The organism is Shouchella patagoniensis, from assembly GCF_002019705.1.
Lineage (GTDB): Bacteria > Bacillota > Bacilli > Bacillales > Bacillaceae_D > Shouchella > Shouchella patagoniensis.
The window spans coordinates 1,483,892-1,502,522 of record NZ_KV917377.1 but is presented as its reverse complement, the minus strand read 5'-3'; the positions used below and the strand labels follow the sequence as shown (position 1 = coordinate 1,502,522).

At 39.1% G+C, this 18,631-nt stretch carries 20 protein-coding genes, 1 pseudogene and 1 riboswitch; of the genes and pseudogenes, 17 read left to right on the top strand and 4 right to left on the bottom strand.

Features of this window, described 5'->3' with window-relative positions; genetic code table 11:
* Positions 1 to 19 precede the first annotated feature (19 nt).
* The 9 genes and pseudogenes from sufB (at position 20) to BK584_RS08110 (ending at position 8,656) form a co-directional block, all read left to right on the top strand.
* On the top strand, positions 20 to 1,417 hold the full coding sequence (gene sufB / locus BK584_RS08155; protein ID WP_078392151.1) for a Fe-S cluster assembly protein SufB: 1,398 nt from the start codon (positions 20 to 22) through the stop codon (positions 1,415 to 1,417).
* A gap of 223 nt (positions 1,418 to 1,640) precedes the next feature.
* Complete coding sequence (locus BK584_RS08150; protein ID WP_078392150.1) at positions 1,641 to 2,486, top strand: DUF72 domain-containing protein; 846 nt, start codon at positions 1,641 to 1,643, stop codon at positions 2,484 to 2,486.
* 16 nt (positions 2,487 to 2,502) lie between these two features.
* A pseudogene (locus BK584_RS25540) lies at positions 2,503 to 2,852 on the top strand (sulfite exporter TauE/SafE family protein).
* Positions 2,853 to 2,883: 31 nt separating this feature from the next.
* The gene (locus BK584_RS08135) at positions 2,884 to 4,230 is read left to right on the top strand and encodes a bifunctional metallophosphatase/5'-nucleotidase (protein WP_078392147.1); all 1,347 of its coding nucleotides are present in this window, start codon (positions 2,884 to 2,886) and stop codon (positions 4,228 to 4,230) included.
* A 54-nt stretch (positions 4,231 to 4,284) separates the two neighbouring features.
* Positions 4,285 to 4,599, top strand: coding sequence for a YunC family protein (locus BK584_RS08130; RefSeq protein WP_078392146.1), 315 nt, complete (start codon positions 4,285 to 4,287; stop codon positions 4,597 to 4,599).
* Positions 4,600 to 4,619: 20 nt separating this feature from the next.
* Complete coding sequence (locus BK584_RS08125; RefSeq protein ID WP_078392145.1) at positions 4,620 to 5,414, top strand: thymidylate synthase; 795 nt, start codon at positions 4,620 to 4,622, stop codon at positions 5,412 to 5,414.
* Entirely contained in the window at positions 5,411 to 5,893 is a 483-nt protein-coding gene (locus BK584_RS08120) for a dihydrofolate reductase (RefSeq protein WP_078392144.1), read from the top strand. Before BK584_RS08125 ends, BK584_RS08120 begins: the two co-directional genes overlap by 4 nt.
* A 58-nt stretch (positions 5,894 to 5,951) precedes the next feature.
* Complete coding sequence (gene yunB, locus BK584_RS08115; RefSeq protein WP_078392143.1) at positions 5,952 to 6,701, top strand: sporulation protein YunB; 750 nt, start codon at positions 5,952 to 5,954, stop codon at positions 6,699 to 6,701.
* 81 nt (positions 6,702 to 6,782) lie between these two features.
* Positions 6,783 to 6,954: riboswitch (Lysine riboswitch) on the top strand.
* Between the two features lie 85 nt (positions 6,955 to 7,039).
* Positions 7,040 to 8,656: a Na+/H+ antiporter NhaC family protein gene (locus BK584_RS08110; protein WP_078392142.1), complete on the top strand. Its 1,617-nt coding sequence runs from the start codon at positions 7,040 to 7,042 to the stop codon at positions 8,654 to 8,656.
* Positions 8,657 to 8,700: 44 nt separating this feature from the next.
* On the opposite strand, the gene BK584_RS08105 is transcribed toward BK584_RS08110, so the two are convergent.
* Positions 8,701 to 9,696, bottom strand: coding sequence for a M23 family metallopeptidase (locus BK584_RS08105; RefSeq protein ID WP_078392141.1), 996 nt, complete (start codon positions 9,694 to 9,696; stop codon positions 8,701 to 8,703).
* A 177-nt stretch (positions 9,697 to 9,873) separates the two neighbouring features.
* Between BK584_RS08105 and lipA the strand changes: the two genes are divergently transcribed.
* Positions 9,874 to 10,800, top strand: a complete 927-nt coding sequence (gene lipA, locus BK584_RS08100; protein ID WP_078392140.1) for a lipoyl synthase — start codon at positions 9,874 to 9,876, stop codon at positions 10,798 to 10,800.
* A 29-nt stretch (positions 10,801 to 10,829) separates the two neighbouring features.
* On the opposite strand, the gene BK584_RS08095 is transcribed toward lipA, so the two are convergent.
* Complete coding sequence (locus BK584_RS08095) at positions 10,830 to 11,441, bottom strand: YhcN/YlaJ family sporulation lipoprotein (protein ID WP_078392139.1); 612 nt, start codon at positions 11,439 to 11,441, stop codon at positions 10,830 to 10,832.
* A 228-nt stretch (positions 11,442 to 11,669) separates the two neighbouring features.
* Between BK584_RS08095 and BK584_RS08090 the strand changes: the two genes are divergently transcribed.
* Positions 11,670 to 11,960 (top strand): YutD family protein, encoded by a 291-nt coding sequence (locus BK584_RS08090; RefSeq protein ID WP_078392138.1) that lies wholly within the window; start codon positions 11,670 to 11,672, stop codon positions 11,958 to 11,960.
* A 23-nt stretch (positions 11,961 to 11,983) separates the two neighbouring features.
* On the opposite strand, the gene BK584_RS08085 is transcribed toward BK584_RS08090, so the two are convergent.
* The gene (locus BK584_RS08085) at positions 11,984 to 12,238 is read right to left on the bottom strand and encodes a hypothetical protein (protein WP_078392137.1); all 255 of its coding nucleotides are present in this window, start codon (positions 12,236 to 12,238) and stop codon (positions 11,984 to 11,986) included.
* Between the two features lie 67 nt (positions 12,239 to 12,305).
* On the opposite strand from BK584_RS08085, the gene BK584_RS08080 reads away from it, so the two are divergent.
* Positions 12,306 to 12,761, top strand: coding sequence for a DUF86 domain-containing protein (locus BK584_RS08080; RefSeq protein WP_078392136.1), 456 nt, complete (start codon positions 12,306 to 12,308; stop codon positions 12,759 to 12,761).
* A gap of 15 nt (positions 12,762 to 12,776) precedes the next feature.
* The gene (locus BK584_RS08075; RefSeq protein ID WP_078392135.1) at positions 12,777 to 13,529 is read left to right on the top strand and encodes a TIGR01457 family HAD-type hydrolase; all 753 of its coding nucleotides are present in this window, start codon (positions 12,777 to 12,779) and stop codon (positions 13,527 to 13,529) included.
* A gap of 36 nt (positions 13,530 to 13,565) precedes the next feature.
* Here the strand turns inward: BK584_RS08075 and BK584_RS08070 are convergent, their stop codons facing one another.
* On the bottom strand, positions 13,566 to 14,054 hold the full coding sequence (locus BK584_RS08070; RefSeq protein ID WP_078392134.1) for a phosphatidylglycerophosphatase A family protein: 489 nt from the start codon (positions 14,052 to 14,054) through the stop codon (positions 13,566 to 13,568).
* Between the two features lie 170 nt (positions 14,055 to 14,224).
* Here BK584_RS08070 and yutH point away from each other — a divergent pair, with 170 nt between their 5' ends.
* The 4 genes from yutH (at position 14,225) to thrB (ending at position 18,610) form a co-directional block, all read left to right on the top strand.
* The gene (yutH, locus tag BK584_RS08065) at positions 14,225 to 15,256 is read left to right on the top strand and encodes a spore coat putative kinase YutH (RefSeq protein WP_078392133.1); all 1,032 of its coding nucleotides are present in this window, start codon (positions 14,225 to 14,227) and stop codon (positions 15,254 to 15,256) included.
* A 92-nt stretch (positions 15,257 to 15,348) separates the two neighbouring features.
* Positions 15,349 to 16,650: a homoserine dehydrogenase gene (locus tag BK584_RS08060; RefSeq protein WP_078392132.1), complete on the top strand. Its 1,302-nt coding sequence runs from the start codon at positions 15,349 to 15,351 to the stop codon at positions 16,648 to 16,650.
* Positions 16,650 to 17,720 carry a threonine synthase gene (gene thrC, locus BK584_RS08055; RefSeq protein ID WP_078392131.1) on the top strand — a complete coding sequence of 357 codons (1,071 nt, stop codon included), beginning with the start codon at positions 16,650 to 16,652 and terminating at the stop codon, positions 17,718 to 17,720. Before BK584_RS08060 ends, thrC begins: the two co-directional genes overlap by 1 nt.
* On the top strand, positions 17,720 to 18,610 hold the full coding sequence (gene thrB / locus BK584_RS08050; protein ID WP_367579287.1) for a homoserine kinase: 891 nt from the start codon (positions 17,720 to 17,722) through the stop codon (positions 18,608 to 18,610). Before thrC ends, thrB begins: the two co-directional genes overlap by 1 nt.
* Positions 18,611 to 18,631: the final 21 nt, after the last annotated feature.

Below are 18,631 nucleotides of genomic sequence, written 5' to 3'. Positions count from 1 at the left end.
TTATTAGGAGGGATTCCGAATGGCGAAAAAAATGCCAGATATCGGTGAATACAAATACGGTTTTTCGGATCGCGATGTGTCAATCTTCCGTTCAGGGCGTGGATTAACAAAGGAAATTGTTGAAGAAATCTCTCGTATGAAAAGCGAGCCTCAGTGGATGCTTGATTTCCGCTTAAAATCTCTTGAACAGTTTTATAAAATGCCAATGCCTCAATGGGGCGGGGATATGTCGGAACTGAATTTTGATGATATTACGTATTATGTAAAAGCATCAGACAAAACAGAGCGTTCTTGGGACGAAGTTCCAGAAGAAATTAAAAATACGTTTGACAAGCTGGGAATTCCTGAAGCAGAACAAAAATATCTAGCTGGTGTTTCTGCTCAATACGAATCAGAAGTTGTATATCACAATATGAAAGAAGATCTTGAAGATTTAGGTGTTGTTTTTAAAGATACAGATACAGCGCTTAAGGAGAATGAGGAGATCTTTAGAAAGCACTTTGCTACTGTCATTCCGGCTGCTGATAACAAATTCTCAGCGCTAAATTCAGCTGTATGGTCTGGTGGATCGTTTATCTATGTACCTAAAGGTGTAAAGGTTGATACGCCACTTCAAGCTTATTTCCGAATCAACTCTGAAAACATGGGGCAATTTGAACGTACGCTTATTATTGCGGACGAGGATAGTTCTGTACACTATGTAGAAGGTTGTACGGCTCCTGTTTACACAACGAATTCACTTCATAGTGCAGTTGTTGAAATTATTGTTAAAGACAATGCTTATTGTCGCTATACAACAATCCAAAACTGGGCGCCTAACGTATTTAACTTAGTTACAAAACGTGCAGTAGCTGATAAAGGTGCAACAATGGAATGGGTAGATGGCAATATTGGTTCGAAGTTAACAATGAAGTATCCTGCTGTTATCATGCGTGGTGAAGGCGCTAAAGGAACAATCCTTTCTATTGCAATTGCTGGTAAGGGACAACATCAAGATGCTGGTGCAAAAGTAACTCATCTTGCGCCAAATTGTTCTTCAACAATTGTTTCTAAATCGATTTCAAAACAAGGTGGTAAAGTGACGTATCGTGGAATTTGTCACTTCGGACGTAAGTCAGATGGTTCAAAATCTAAGATTGAGTGTGACACGCTCATCATGGATAATGAATCAACATCCGATACGATTCCTTACAATGAAATCTTGAACAATAATATTACACTTGAGCACGAAGCAACGGTTTCAAAAGTATCAGAAGATCAGCTATTTTACTTGATGAGCCGTGGAATTTCAGAAGAAGAAGCAACTGAAATGATCGTAATGGGCTTCATCGAGCCGTTTACAAAAGAACTTCCGATGGAATATGCGGTCGAAATGAACCGTCTTATCAAGTTCGAAATGGAAGGTTCGATTGGCTAAAAAGGAGTAACCCCCTTATTCAAATAAGGGGGTTTTTTTTATAAAACTCGCGTTGTTTAAATCATGTTATTATATCTTATTATTCAGAAAAGATTAATGATTAAAGATGAAGAATCTTTTCAATCAAAACTTGTTTCTGGATCGATACAGATCGTTGCCTGGTTATCGCATTTCATTTGCTTTTGCGTTAGAATAAAGGAAATAAAGCTGGAGGGGTCTGAACATGATTTACATAGGTTTGACAGGATGGGGGGACCATTATAGCTTGTACGAGGGTGCGAAACCTACTGAAAAACTAGGGACATATGCGGGCTATTTTCCAATTGTCGAGCTGGATTCTTCCTTTTATGCCGTTCAACCTGTTTCTTCAATGGAAAAATGGATTAGAGAAACGCCAACATCATTCCAGTTTATTGTAAAAGCATATCAAGAAATAACGGGGCATCAGCGGGGTGAATCGAAGTATTCCTCTAAAGAGGACATGTTCACTGCATTTAAAGAATCGTTAGAACCGCTCATTCAAGCAGATAAATTGGCAATGGTTCTCTGCCAGTTTCCACCTTGGTTTGATGTGCAAGCAAAGCATGTTCAATTGTTACGATATGTAAAAAATCAACTTAAACAGTATCCAGTTGCGTTAGAATTCCGTCACCAGTCTTGGTTTGCGCCGGAGTTTAAAGAAAAAACACTTGCTTATATGAAAGAAGACAATTGGATTCATAGCATCTGTGATGAGCCTCAAGCGGGTCCTGGTTCTGTCCCAACAGTTCTTGAAGCGACTCATAAAGGAAAGACTCTTGTCCGCTTGCACGGTCGAAATGTACATGGGTGGAATGGCCCACGTCAAGGAGAGACGTGGCGTGAAGTTCGATATTTATATGATTATAATCTATTTGAAATGAATGAGTGGGTGGAGAAATTACAGCAATTAAAAAAACAAAGTGAAGATGTGTACGTTGTATTTAATAATAATTCGGGTGGTCATGCAGCGGGGAATGCCCGAACTCTTATTGAACGAATGAACATTCATTATTCAGACTTAGCACCAAGACAACTCGATTTATTTTAGAAAGCGGGTTCCACATATGATGAGTGTTTTACTTTTAATTGTTGGTTTTCTCTCCAGTTTATTTGGCGTTGGTGGAGGAGCATCAATGGTTCCTGTAATGATTGTTTGGTTTGGCTTTCCTGCAAAGATTGCAGCTGCAACAGAATGCTTGTTGTATTATTTTCAGCAATTATTGGAACAAGTGCTCATTTAGTCGCGGACCATATCCATTGGCGGTACGTGCTTGCACTATTGCCAGGTGCTTGGTTTGGTGGAAAAGCTGGAGTATGGTTGAATAAACGAATGGATTCGAAATTGCTCATTAACGTCATGCGCATTGTTTTTATAGGACTAGCACTTCAGTTTATCTATCAAGGGATCGTATAGCTGTTTGACTGGTTAGGATAGGAGGCTTTAGGTGGTCAATACAATTAAAATTACTATCTTCCATACGAATGATATTCATAGTGGGTTTGTAAACTGGGCTAAAATTGTTTCTCATATAAAAAAAGAACGAGATACGAATACACGCTATGTCGATTTAGGTGATCATGCAGATCGTGCTAATCCAATGACAGAGGCAACAGTAGGTCAAGGGAACATTCAATTATTAAATGAAGCGGGCGTGGATTTTGCTGCAATTGGTAACAACGAAGGGGTTACATTTTCAAAGGAAATGCTCCATTCTATGTATAGTCAAGCAAACTTTAAATTGCTTGCAGCAAATTTAATCGATCTAGATGTTGGGGAGCGTCCAGAATGGGCCTTACCATATTGGATAGATGAAATGGAAAATGGTTTAAAAGTTGCATATATTGGCTACACAGCCGCAATGGTTCATTTTTACGAGCAGCTAGGCTGGGACGTATCTTTCTCATTGGATAAATTGAAGGATATAGTGAAAGCTGTCTCAAAAAAAACAGACGCCATCATTTTATTATCTCATTTAGGATTACCGAAAGATGAATTAATTGCAGAGTCGGTTTCAGAAATTGATGTCATCATTGGTGCCCATACACACAATGTTCTTCAAGGCGGAAAGCGTATAAATGGGACTTTGATTTGTCAAGCAGGTAAGCATGGTCAATACTTAGGGAAATTATCACTAACATTTAAAGGACGAGCACTTAGGTATAAAGAAGAAGAATTACTTGATCCTAATCATTTTGTTGAAGATCCAAACACGAAAGTGCTGCTTTTAAACTTAGAAAATCAGGCGAACATTGCCTTGCAGAAATCTGCTGTTTATTTGAAAACTACATTGCCTGTGAAATGGTTTGAGCAATCAATTGGACCACAAGCATTGTGTGATGAGCTAACAAACTGGTGTGGGCTCGATATTGGCATGATGAATGCGGGAGTGTTATTAGAAACACTAGAAAAAGGTCCAATCTCATTTGGAGATATTCACCGAGTTTGTCCACACCCGATCAATCCATGTATCGTTGAATTAACTGGCGCTGAATTAATTGAAACGATTGAACGTGCACAAACGGATGACATTGTACAGCTAGCACTAAAAGGGTTTGGTTTTCGCGGAAAAGTGCTCGGTACAATGATATATACTGGTATTGAAATTAATGTAAATGGCATAGATGTACTAGGAGAGCCTGTTAAAACAGATAAGACTTACAAATTAGCGACGCTTGATATGTATACGTTTGGGTTTTTATTTCCTAAAATTGCAGCATCATCCAATAAAGACTATTTGCTTCCAGAATTTTTGCGTGATATCTTATTATCAATGTTGAAAAAAAGGAACTAACGGCTTATCTCCTTCATATGGTGTGAGAAGACGCATGTTGAAGGAGTGAGTGAGATGATTGATGTACAGCCGTTAGTAATTGAGGGTGAACAATTCCTGGCAATTACTTTAAAATTACCTAAAACAAATTTTATGGCAGTCACGTGTGATCATGGCTATATAATGTGTGGTGCGCTAGATGTGGCGCTGTTAAATGAGAAATTAAAGGAACGAGAGATCATTGCCGGTCGAGCAGTAGGTGTCCGTACAATTGAACAATTACTTGATGCACCACTTGAATCAGTTACATTTAAGTGTGAAGAGCTAGGAATTAAAAAAGGAACGAAGGGCAAAGATGCATTGCTACTAATGAAGCAAGCAGAAGTTTAAACGAGGGGATGAAGCAATCAATGCAGCAATATTTACAGTTGTGCGAGCACGTTTTAACAAACGGCTCGCAAAAATCAGACCGGACAGGCACTGGTACAATTAGCACATTTGGTTATCAAATGCGGTTTGACTTAGAAGAAGGTTTCCCTGTTATTACAACAAAAAAAGTACACTTGCGTTCTATTATTCACGAATTACTATGGTTTTTAAAAGGCGATACGAATGTCGCTTATTTGCAGGAAAATGGAGTGCGTATTTGGAATGAATGGGCAGATGAAAACGGTGAACTGGGCCCTGTTTACGGAAAACAGTGGCGCTCTTGGGAAGGAGCTAATGGAAAAACGATTGATCAAATTGCTCATGTCGTTGATCAAATTAAAAATAATCCAGATTCAAGACGGTTAATCGTTAATGCATGGAACGTTGCTGAAATAGATGATATGGCTTTAGCGCCTTGTCATTGTTTATTCCAATTCTATGTAAATGACGGTAAACTCTCTTGTCAATTGTACCAACGTAGTGCAGATGTCTTTTTAGGTGTTCCATTTAATATTGCATCTTACGCTTTGCTTACAATGATGATTGCTCAAGTATGTGGTCTAAAACCTGGTGAGTTTGTTCACACATTCGGTGATGCACATCTTTACTCGAACCACATAGAACAGGCGAAGTTGCAGTTAACGAGGGATCCACTTCCGTTGCCAAAAATGGTGTTAAATCCTGAAGTTACTGACCTTTTTGCTTTTACGTTTAAAGATTTTGAGTTACAAGGATATGAAGCTCATCCACATATTAAAGCAGAGGTGTCTGTATGATTTATTTTGTGTATGCTAGGGACCGTAACTACGCGATTGGTAAAGACAATGATATGCCTTGGCACCTGCCAGCTGACTTGCAACATTTTAAACGAACGACAATCGGAAAAACGATTGTAATGGGAAGAAAAACATTTGATTCAATGAATGGTCCGCTGCCTAAAAGGCGAAACATAGTTTTGACTCGAAATAAAGATTTTGATGCAAATGGTGCTGAAGTTTTTAACAGTGTTGAAGAAGTACAAAAACTGAGCGAACAAGAAGATGTCTATATTATAGGCGGTACGGAAATCTTTAAACTGTTTTGGGATCTTTGTGATAAACAAATTGTGACAGTCATTGACCATGTCTTTGAAGCGGACACATTTGTTCCCTCACTTGATGATAGTGAATGGGAATTGACGGAAGCAATTCCTGGAACAATGGATGAAAAAAATCGCTATCCCCATGAATATAGGACTTACACCCGCAAGTCCTAAAATAATAGGTCAAAGCCCAACTTCTCTTGCATAAAGATGTTTAGAGGAGGTGGGTTTTTTGAAGCGTTTTAGGAAACAACCAATCAAAGGAACAAAAATGGGAAGAGGACCACTTCCTTTTCGGTATGTGCTTCTGCTTTCCTCTATCCTTTTTGCTGTTCTTTCTATACAAGGACTGTGGTTTGTGGATTCGCAGTTAAGACCAATTATATCGCAAATTGCAAATCGGGAAATGGAGCGTGTTGCAACTTATACAATTGAGCAGGCGATGACTGAAGAACTTTCGCAGATGGATATGAGCGATATCTTTTATAAAGAAACAAATGAAGATGGAATGGTCGTTTTTACGAATATAAATACTCAAAAGTACAATGAGTTATTGGGGAATGTTCAACATCGTGTACATGAAGTTATGAATGAAGTTCAACGAGGAGAACTAAATAGCTATGGTGATAACAGCAATATTGTTGCGACAATTCCATTAGGTAGAGCGTTAAATAATGCGCTTTTAACAGATGTTGGTCCTGGTATTCCCGTAAGATATGCATTAATAGGGGATGCGAAAGTCGGCATGCGGGATGAGATTAAGCCACTAGGTATTAATAATACCCAAATATCCTTGTATGTAGAGATTGAAGTGAATATGGATGTTATTCTTCCCTTTTCAGAAACCTCGGATACCATTTCAGTTGAAGCTCCTGCAGGTATGGCTTTAATCGCGGGTGCAGTTCCACAATTTTATGGAGGTCAAGGTGGCTTTGTTTACCCGACTATTGGAGCAGAGCAGGAAGAAAATAACGTGGACTAATGTCGTATTTTGTCATTGTCTCGCATAACATGATGTGATATGATGAAAAATGAATTAAATAGGAACACCTCATCTGCTAATTGATGGGGTAGAGGCGCAAAAACAATCAGTACAATTTCGGAGCGAGGATAGCTAAGATGAGATTGAAAAGGGGTTTTTGCCGAAGCAAAAGGCATGTCCGTTGTCTTTTAGCTGGGTCGTCATTGAATAAATGGCGGACTGTCACGGGAAACTGTGGAGAACTACTATGGATGGGACTGTTTGTTGTGCAGGACAATTATGGGTTTTCCCATAATTGTTTTTTTGTATGCAGACGTTGTCTAAAAGGAGAGGTTAGATTGGAACACTTTGGTTGGATATCGCTTATACCGCCGATTTTGGCGTTAACTCTTGTGATTTTAACAAGAAAAGTATTAATTTCATTGGGGATTGCTATATTAGTTGGTGCATTTATCGCTTTTGACCAACACGTAGGACAAGCGTTAGCAGGCATTTTTCAAACAATTGCTGCATTGTTTTTATCTTTTGATACTTTGGATGAGCCTACTATTTCAGGCGTACTGCAGGCGATTGGTGAAGCAGGTTTCGTTTTAAATAATTGGGAACTCTACATCATGTTGTTTTTATTATTCTTAGGCATGGTAGCTAGTTTAATTACGTTCTCTGGCGGTGGTCAAGCATTTAGTCGTTGGGCTGCCAAACGTATAACGACAAGAAAAGGGGCATTGTTTTTACCGTTCTTTTTAGGTCTTGTTATTTTTATTGATGATTATTTTAATGCTTTAACAGTTGGGAATATGAGTAGACCACTGACTGACCGTTATCGTGTGTCTCGAGCAAAACTAGCTTATATTGTTGATTCAACGTCGGCACCAATCTGTGTGTTAATGCCTCTATCTAGTTGGGGAGCTTATATTATTGGGGTTATGGCTACAATTTTAGTTAGTAACCAAATTACTGAGTATAGTGCTTTTCAAGCATTTATGTATACAGTACCGATGAATTTTTACGCGCTGATTGCGTTGTTGTTTTTAATTTTAATTATAATCTTTAATATTGATATCGGATTAATGAAGAAACATGAAGTTCGTGCAAAAGAAAATGGGCAGCTTACAGACCCAGCAAAAGGTGCAGTTGTCGGGGATCTTGATGAGGAACTTGTTATGAAAAACGGTCGAATTTATCAATTATTTGTGCCTATTTTGGTGCTTATTGCCTCAACCGTTTCACTTCTATTTTATACGGGTGCTCAAGGTGCGGCTGGTGAAGGCGAAGCCATTACGGTACTAACGATGATGGAGTATACGGATATTGGTTTTTCGTTGCTAATTGGGAGCATTATTGGCTTTGTAACGAGCGTAGGTGTTACATTGTCTGCTAAACCAGTAATGGCTGATTTTGGTAAAGCAATAAAGGCGGGTTTAGCATCTATGCTACCAGCTATTTATATTCTTATTCTCGCTTGGACAACGATTGAAATGATAGACCGTTTAGGAACTGGTCAGTATTTAGCAGGCTTAGTTGATCAATCAATTGATCCGCGGTTTTTACCAGTGATGATTTTCTTAATGGCTGCCATCTCTGGTTTGGCTACTGGCACATCATGGGGTACGTTTGGAATATTATTACCCATTGCTGGTCAAATGGCTGTTGTCATTGATCCATCAATGCTTATCCCTATGTTTGCAGCTGTGCTCGCTGGTTCAATATTTGGCGACCATATTTCGCCAATTTCTGATTCAACTATTTTGTCAGCAGCAGGATCTGGTTCTCATCATATGGATCACGTAATCACACAGCTTCCTTATGCGGTTTTTACAGCTGTTATTGCTGCGATGGCTTTCCTTGTACTTGGATTCTTTGGAATTGCCATAGCTTGGATTGCAGCATTAATTTTACTGGCACTTGTTGTGTTCGTCTTACAAGTGTTAAATAAGAAACAAACATCAGCGTAAATGAAAAAAGCAAGGCCTTGGCCTTGCTTTTTTACGTTCCTTTATTAATTTGCTTTTCTTGCGGCCCTTTCCCATTGTTTTAATGATGGGAAGGGATCAAATGACCATTCTGTTGTCCCGTTGTCTCGGTACATACCATAGTGTAGGTGAGGGGGGAACTTTCCTTGGGTACCCGGTTTACCGTAGCCAGAGCTTCCACAATAACCAATAATTTGTCCAGCTTTAATAATAGAACCTTCTTCAATGCCCTTTTCAAAACCGTTTAAATGGGCGTAATAATGGTAGATATTATCCAAGTCTCTTATCCCCACACGCCAACCACCATAGGGGTTCCACCCAATTGTTTCGACAATTCCGTTTGATGCGGATTGGATTGGGACGTTATAATTAGCAAAAAGATCTGTACCTTCGTGGATACGGCGCCCACCCCAGCCACGGCGATCACCCCATGTACTCCGATAACTATAATTATGGTTTAAGGGCATAACAAATGCATGTTGATGGAGATCTAGTGTTTGATAATGTTTATAAACTAAAGAATGACCATAAACAATATTGACACTTTGCTCCCGTTGATAAAAATGCCATAATGCAATTCGAAAATCCTCTTCTGCAAATCCATATGATTCTAAGTAGCGGGCCAATGTATATAAAACGTCTTCATCATCTGAGAGCAGGGCTTTACCATCCCCATTTCCATCTAAACCAATTCCTTCAAATAAACTTATTGTATTAGGATTGGTATCACCTGGATTAGGATTAAGGGCACCTACCCAGTCTTCTTGTGCATAATATATTGAAATAAAACCGTTTGAATCCGGGCGGTCTCGAAGTGCCTTGCGTAATCCTCTTTCGTACGAGTCAACAGCAGCTAAGTAGTGCCAAGGTACATTTGTTATGGTCTCCATCTTCTTATATAAAGCGAGCCTTTCTACAAAGGGGTTTTTTTCGGTCTCTACTGCTGATGCATAATGGGTAAAGGATGATAGACAGATGATACCAACGACACAGATGAAAATGAAACGTCGAAATGTAGACATTTATCACGACTCCTTTCTCTAGCTTTTTGTTAGTATGTAGCAATTTCGAAAAATAATGACTGAAAATGCTTGCCATTTTTCACTCTTTTTCAACAAGGAGGGTTGGTTAAATATGACGAAACGTGGTAGGATGATGGTAACTGAATGAAAATTCCCAATTGAAGGGGTGGCAACTTAGTGGAGAAGAATGAGGAGAAAGAAACGTATCAAAGAAAACCCGATTGGCTTAAAATTAAACTAAATACGAATGAGTCATATACAGGTTTAAAAAAAATGATGCGCGAAAAAAAACTACATACAGTATGTGAGGAAGCACGCTGCCCAAATATCCACGAATGTTGGGCTGTAAGAAAAACAGCTACATTCATGATTTTAGGTGATACTTGTACACGGGGTTGCCGTTTTTGTGCTGTGAAAACAGGTTTGCCAACGGAATTGGATTTAGAAGAACCTGAACGTGTAGCAGAATCAGTTGAAACAATGGGGTTAAAGCATGTTGTCATTACGGCTGTTGCTCGAGATGACTTAAAAGATGGTGGTGCCTTTGTTTTTGCCGAAACGGTAAAGGCAGTTCGTCGTAAAAATCCATTTTGTACAATTGAAGTATTGCCGTCTGATATGTTAGGTAACGAGGGAAGTTTGCAAACTTTGATGGATGCAAGACCTAATATTATGAATCATAACATTGAAACAGTCCGACGTTTAACACCTAAAGTACGCGCGCGAGCAAAGTATGACCGGACACTCGAATTTTTAAAACGTGCCAAAGAAATGCATGCAGATATCCCAACAAAGTCAAGTTTAATGGTGGGATTGGGAGAAACGAAAGAAGAAATTTTAGAAACAATGGATGATCTGCGTGCTCATGACGTTGACATAATGACGATTGGTCAGTATTTGCAGCCAACTAAAAAACATTTAAAAGTGATAAAATACTATCACCCTGATGAATTTGCTGAATTAAAGCAAATTGCAATTGATAAAGGGTTTAGTCATTGTGAAGCTGGGCCCCTTGTCCGTTCTTCTTATCACGCGGATGAACAAGTTAATCAAGCACAAGTGAATATGGAAGCTAAGAAAGTCCAAGGCGAACAACATGTATAACAAATAACGATCATGCCTAAGCATGATCGTTATTTTTCTTGACGTAGTTTTTCTTGTTTTTCATTTAATATTTCCGTTTGATCATCCTCTGTTTGATCTGCTACGTCTCCCTGTGGATCTTGTTTTAATTCTTTAATGGTTTCATCAATCAACCATTTATAATCTTGACTACCTGCAGTTGTATTCTGAAAACGTTGAATATCTTTCATGTGAGAAGGATCATTTGATACATATGCCTCATAGAAGCTTGGCAACGAAGCAAGCAAGGTTCTTTTTACTTGATCAGCCACAAGGTTCTCTGGTTGTCCGTCTTGTTGTTTGTATACAGCCAGAGCGTATTTGTCAGTAATTAAGACAGCGGCTTCGCTTACAGATTGAATATCAACGACCATTCTTGAAATACCTTCAGCCAATTTGTCTCGATCAAAAACAAGTGCTCCCGCATGGTTATTGTTTCGTTCCATTTCCTCACTTGTATGCCTTGCATAACCATAACTACGATTCATGTTATTGGAATCATACTCGGTACCAAGCATTGTTTGGTTTGCATTATTGGTTTCAAACAATCCTTCAGAACTTGATTGATTGCATGCTGATAATAAGGTAAGGATGGTAAGAGTAGTAAGTGCAACTTTCTTCATAAACAGTTTCCTCCAGTTTTTTTCTACTTCATAAAGTTCTGTAAGAACACAAAGACAATGTTTGCCTGTTTCTTGTTATTAGCATGTCTCTAACTGGAGAAGCTAGTTCTAACAATTTATGGATGACTGACTTGAGGTTGAATTTCATCTTACCCGTGTTTTTATACGGCGAATGTAATCGTCCTATGTTAAACTAAAAGGAGAACAAACGGATTTGAGGTGTGTGCAATGATTGCGATTTCCGGTATAGAATTTGAAGTACTTCAAGATGAGAAAGATGGCTGGGACGAAGAAGCATTTAAAGCTCGTTACAGTGATGTATTAAATAAATATGATTATATTGTTGGCGATTGGGGTTATAATCAATTGAGATTGCGTGGTTTTTTTGATGATAAAAATAAAAAATCGACGTTTGATAAAAAGATTAGCACACTCCCTGACTATTTATATGAATACTGCAATTTTGGGTGTGCTTATTTTGTTTTAAAGCGCATAAAAAAACAAGCTGTGGAAGCGTAAAAAACGGAGCAACCGCTCCGTTTTTATTCGTCATGTAATGGGTGATGATTTGGATATTTTCGAGACAAGTCATCATGACGTTCTTTATCTTCGTAATTGAAGGCGCTGTATTCTCGTTGACCAGCTTCCCATTCTGTTGATTTATTTTCGACAGGTTTATCTTTATTAATTGGCGATCCGTATGGTCCTTCTGGTGTTGCTTCAGGCAAAATGTAATTATGTTGTGCTTCGACATTGGAAAAGTCATGATAGTAATCATTGGGCTTCTTTTTAGCCATATCTTCACCTCCAATTTTTAGAATGCCCATATATATAAATTCAATGATGAAATGAGGTACAGATACGATGTATTTTGTAGACCAACAAAAAATTGAGCAAACATTGGCTCATATGGAGTCATTGCTTTCTTTTATTAATAGTGAATCTTTTACGGATGTAATTAAGGACCAATTAGCCATCGAGCGAGTAGGTACAGTAATAATTGAATCTATTATTGATGTTGGCAATCAAATGATTGATGGCTTTATTATGCGTGATCCGGGAGGGTACGAAGATATTATTGACATTTTGCATGATGAAGCTGTTATTAATGAAACAAATGCGAGAGAATTAAAATCTGTAATAAGATTTAGGAAGTCGATAGCCTATAAGTATACATCATTACAAGGATTAGAAATGCTACAAGTATTAAAGGAAAACTATTCTAGTCTAGAACAATTCCCGGGAAATATTCGTGTTTACTTAAAAAATGAACTAGGTGTGATTACAGCTTTCATGCCCGACCATAATGGCAATGAGTAAAAAGGTAGTGGTTATATGAAATCTTATTCTGGTTATTTATTTGATTTAGATGGCACCGTTTATCATGGCGATGTGCCTATTCCTAGTGCAATTCGATTTATTGATTCATTAACGAATAAAGGCATTAATTATGGATTTGTAACAAACAACTCCACAAGGTCACCTGATGAGGTGGCTGCTAAATTAAACCATTTAGGTATTAACGCTCATGCATCACAAGTGATGACATCAAGTATAGCTACAGCCATTTATTTGCAAGACAAACATCCTAATGCATCTATTTCAATAATTGGAGAAAGAGGATTAAAGGAAGCGCTTGCTGAATTTAAACAAACAGATTTCAATCCAGACATCGTTGTTGTTGGTCTTGATCGAGATGTGACGTACAATAAAATAAGTGCTGCTGCTCGTCAAATTGTAGCTGGATCAATTTTTATTGCAACGAATCCAGATAGGATGATTACAACGGAAAAAGGATTGGTTGCTGGGAACGGTGCAATAGCAGCGGCAATTGCCTATGCGTCAAGAATAGAGCCGATTTTTATCGGTAAACCAGGTGCAGCTATTATTACTGCTGCAATGAAGATGTTAGGAATGGAAAAGGAAGATACCGTCCTTGTTGGTGATAATTATGAAACAGATCTCTGTGCAGGAATGAATGCTCACATAGATACGATTCACGTACAAACAGGAGTATCAAAAAATGTATCTCTTTATAAGGAACAGCCAACCTATAGCATAAAGTCGCTTGATGATTGGAAACTGTGATGAAAAAGCCAACTGCATTAGCAGCTGGCTTTTTGCTTATTCAACATTCGCCTTGCGGTGAGCGAGTCGACTAGAAGCCGCCGCAGCAATGGCTCCTACAATATCATCTAAAAAAGTATGACAAGCTCCGATTGATTTATCATTTAACTTTTTTAATATCCCAGGTTTTAATTTGTCTACGTAACCAAAATTTGTTAAACCGATTGATCCATAAACATTCACAATAGATAGAGCAACAATTTCATCAACTCCATATAAACCTTCATCTCGTTCTAACATGCTTTGCAATGGTTCGGAAAGTTTCTGTTGTTCAGTAAGTTGATCTAATTGGATCCCCGTAATAACCGCGTTCTGTACTTCGCGTTTGGATAAAACACGATCAACATTGTGAATACACGTTTCAATGGTAAGTCCTGGATGGTATTTCGCTTGAAGTTCATAAACAAGCTCGGCAATGTCTATAAGACTAAGACCTCGTTCAGTCAAAAGGGACCTAGCGCTCTGTTCTACTGGATCTTTTTCCATGTGACTCCTCCTTATTATTTAATTTTTCCATTTTTTTATCTCTGTCATATTATTTTTCGACAAAATAGAGCGATTTAGCTGTTTGCATTATTCATTCTACGTGAGAATACACATTTTATGCGACTGGGTCATAGACTAGAAAAACAGCTCTGTGTAAGGAGGGACTATTCATGCTTGAGCGTAATCTCTACGACCAATACAAACTCTACTGTGAAGAACGTTTTTCAATTGGTCCGTATGAATGTATCCGTGCAAATAATCAAGCTTATATTATCTTGCCTAAAGACGAATTGCAATCAGAAGAACAGCAAATGATTGCTTTTTCCACTTACATGCGGACCGCTGGTGATGAATCGGTACTAGAGCTTGTTCCAAGTCGTTCCAATCAGCCATCAGCATTAATAGATGGCATGGAGGTTTACTTGTTTAAGCTGCCAGACTGGGGAGACGATCGGGGGGTACGAATTCAATCGACTTGGGACTTGGGCGGACAACTACATGCTTGGCACGCAGCGGGCCAGCAAGGTCAGGCAAATTGGGACAATGCGGTACTCGGCCAATGGCCAACTCTTTGGGCTACTCGATTAGAACAATTAGAAGACTGGTATCAATCTATCTTTTCACAAGGGCCAAAAACACTTACTGATGAGGCATTTTTATATACGTATCCGTATTTTATGGGGTTAACCGAAAATGCAATCCAATATGCTGTTGATACCCGCTTAGATGTTCCGATGGAAGCAACAGATGTAGGGACGATTTGTCATCGCCGTTTTAATGAAAGTAGTTGGTTGCGCTTATCGGAAAATGGGCAAATAGTAAAACCACCAACAACTTTTTTATTCGATCATCGAGCTCGCGACTTAGCTGAATGGGTACGAGATAAACGAGATGATCCGAGAGGTAATGAAGAAATTCTTTCTTTTCTAGGTGGATACGAAGAATTGCAAACATTATCTCCCTATTCATGGCAACTAATGTTTTCTCGCTTGCTTTTTCCTCTTCATTATTTTGAAACAATTGAAAACTATTATCGCGCCCAAATACCAAATCAAAAGCGAGAACGAGCGACGGATTTTCAAACGTTCTTAGATAATGAAAAATCAAATGTAGATTTCTTAAGCAACTTTGCTGAAGAAGCTAAGCTAAGTAGATATCAAGCAATCCCAGCCTTAGATTGGTTACCAGGACAAAAACTTTAAAAGAAAGCTTGAATAAACAGAGAATAAACACTATAATGTCCTTTATAAGAAAACAAATGTATTTTTTAAATGGACATTAGGGAGTGGAGTTCGTGGAGAGAAGAGTCATTCAAGTCGGTCTCTTAGGATTTGGAACCGTGGGTAGAGGAGTCGCAGAGATCGTATCGCGTCATCAAAATGAACTTGAGCATCAAGTAGGCGGTCCTATTTCTATTAAGAGCGCGCTTGTTAAAGATTTACAAAAAGAACGAGGTGAGTGGAACGAGCGTATTCAATTGACCGCTGATCCAGCTGATGTAATAGAAGATCCTGAAATAGACATCATTATAGAAGTGATGGGTGGAATTGAAGAGACAAAGCTTTTATTAGAGAAAGCGCTCAGCCATAAAAAACATATAGTGACTGCAAATAAGGACTTAATGGCAGAGTATGGTTCTTCTCTCCTTCAACAAGCGGCAGAACATGGATGCGATGTTTATTATGAGGCAAGTGTCGCAGGGGGTATTCCAATTCTTCGCACGATTACGGAAGGATTAGCAGCTGATCGCATTACGAAAATGATGGGAATAGTAAATGGTACAACCAATTATATATTAACGAAAATGAGTAAAGAGAAACTTGCTTATACAGATGTACTAAAAGAAGCGCAGCGCTTAGGGTTTGCAGAATCCGATCCTACCGCAGATGTGGAGGGACTTGATGCAGCAAGAAAAATGGCGATCCTAGCGACACTTGGATTTTCTGCACCTGTGCAATTGGCTGATGTAGCAGTTAAAGGAATTTCGGGTATCTCCGGGGTTGATCTTGAGTTTTGTGAGCAGCTTGGATACACGATGAAGTTGATTGGAATTGCCCAACGTGATGAAGGACGTTTAGAAGTGAGTGTCGAGCCAACGCTCTTACCTTCTAGTCATCCATTAGCTAATGTCCAAAACGAATACAATGCTGTATTTGTTCATGGTGAAGCTGTTGGAGAGACAATGTTTTATGGCCCTGGAGCGGGATCGCTGCCTACAGCGACAGCTGTTGTAAGCGATCTTGTTTCAATCACAAAGAATGTTAAGCGCAAAGTGAATGGTTTTGCTCAACATTTACCACTTTATCCAGCCACATTAAAAACAGAAGAAGAAATGCAGTCGCAATTTTTTATTCGACTACATGTTGAAGATCGGACAGGCACATTTGCGAGGGTTACCTCTCTTTTTGCAAATCATGATGTTAGCTTTGAAAAATTGATTCAATTACCTTTGGAAAATAAAATGCTCGCAGAAGTGGTTATTATCACCCATCTTACGAGTCGTGCTGTATACAAACAACTTATAAATGAGTTAGAAACTATGGACGTAATTGAACGAGTTGCAAGTTCGTATCGAGTTGAAGGAGGTAATGCATAATGGCAGCATGGAAAGGGTTAATAAACGAGTACGCGGAGTTTCTACCAATAACAGAAAACACACCAGCACTAACTCTCGGTGAAGGAAATACTCCATTTATAAAGTTAGAGCAATTGTCAAAAGAATGGGGTATTGAACTTTTTATTAAATATGAAGGCGCAAATCCGACCGGTTCTTTTAAAGATCGAGGAATGGTGCTTGCCGTTGCAAAAGCGAAAGAAGACGGGGCAGAGGCGATTATATGTGCTTCGACTGGCAATACATCAGCTGCAGCTGCGGCCTATGGAGCAAGAGCTGGCTTAAGGTCAATTGTTGTTGTCCCAAAAGGAAAGATTGCACTTGGGAAGGTCGCTCAGGCTGCGATGTATGGCGCGGAAATTATCGAAATAGAAGGCAATTTTGATAAGGCCCTTTCCTTAGTACGAGAAATAAGCGAAACGGAAGCTGTGTCACTTGTTAATTCTGTTAACCCATATCGCTTGCAAGGGCAAAAAACAGCTGCTTTTGAAGTATGCGATGCACTTGGAGAAGCTCCTGATGTTTTAGCGATTCCAGTTGGAAATGCTGGTAATATTTCTGCTTACTGGATGGGGTTTAAAGAATATAATCAAACATACAAAACGGGGTTACCGCGCATGCATGGTTTCGAAGCCGAAGGAGCTGCAGCAATTGTTCAAAACAAAGTGATTGAGTCTCCAGAGACAATTGCAACAGCCATTCGCATCGGTAATCCAGCAAGCTGGAACTTAGCTGTTGAAGCGGCTAATGAATCAGAAGGAGAAATTGATGCTGTAAGCGACAAAGAGATTATTGCAGCATATCGAGAAATCGCTCTTAAAGAAGGAATTTTTGCAGAGCCGGGTTCTTGTGCTTCACTAGCTGGCGTAAAAAAACATGTGGAAGTAGGTAAAATTAAGAAAGGCGCAAAAGTTGTTGCGGTATTAACAGGAAATGGACTAAAAGATCCAACAACGGCGATGGATGTTTCGCAAGTAGAAACAATTTCCATTGACGATACAAAAGAAGCTTTAGCAGCATACTTGCTAAAAGAGAAAGCAGAGGTATCATGATGTTTTCCATTACAGTACCCGCAAGTACAGCAAACTTAGGACCAGGATTTGATTCAATTGGCTTAGCAATAGACCGTTACTTGCACCTTGACGTGGAGCAAGCTTCCAATTGGTTGTTTGAGTGTCAGTCGCCAGGCTTAGAAAAGATTGGCTCTAGTAATTTAATTACGGAGGCTGCAATGTTTGCAGCAAATCAATTAGGTGTTGATTTGCCTCCATGCAAAGTTACGATGGATAATGGCATTCCTCTTTCAAAGGGATTTGGGTCTAGTGCGGCGGCGACAGTTGCTGGTATTGAGCTTACTTGTAATTTCTCAACTAACCCAGTATCTAAGAAAAAAAAAGCCCGGCTTGCAACAATGTTTGAAGGACATCCAGATAATGTAGCTGCTTCAATTTATGGTGGACTAGTAATTGGTGCGCATCGAGCAGATGCGACTGACATCTTACATGTGGAAGCACCTGAAGTTGAACTTGTAGCATTTATTCCAGGGCGTACTCTTGCGACAAAAAAAGCTCGTGGTGTGTTACCTGAAAAAATTGCTTTTACCGAAGCCGTTCGTGCAAGTGCAATTGCAAATGTTATGGCAGGAGCCCTAGTAACAAATAATTGGGAGCTTGCTGGAAAGATGATGATGGAGGATTTGTTTCATCAGCCTTATCGACAAGAATTAATTCCCCATATGACAAAAATATGTGAATTTGCAAAGGCCGATGTAGATGTTTATGGGGCGGCATTAAGTGGCGCAGGACCAATCATTCTCTGTTATACGGAAAAACAAAAAGGAGGATCTTTCGCGCGTCGCTTACAGGAGGCATTTCCTGGTAATGAGGTTGTAGTGTTAAAACCAGCATTAAATGGAGCAGCAGTATCGGTTATTCAAGCATAGAAGGCAAAACTTGCGTTCATA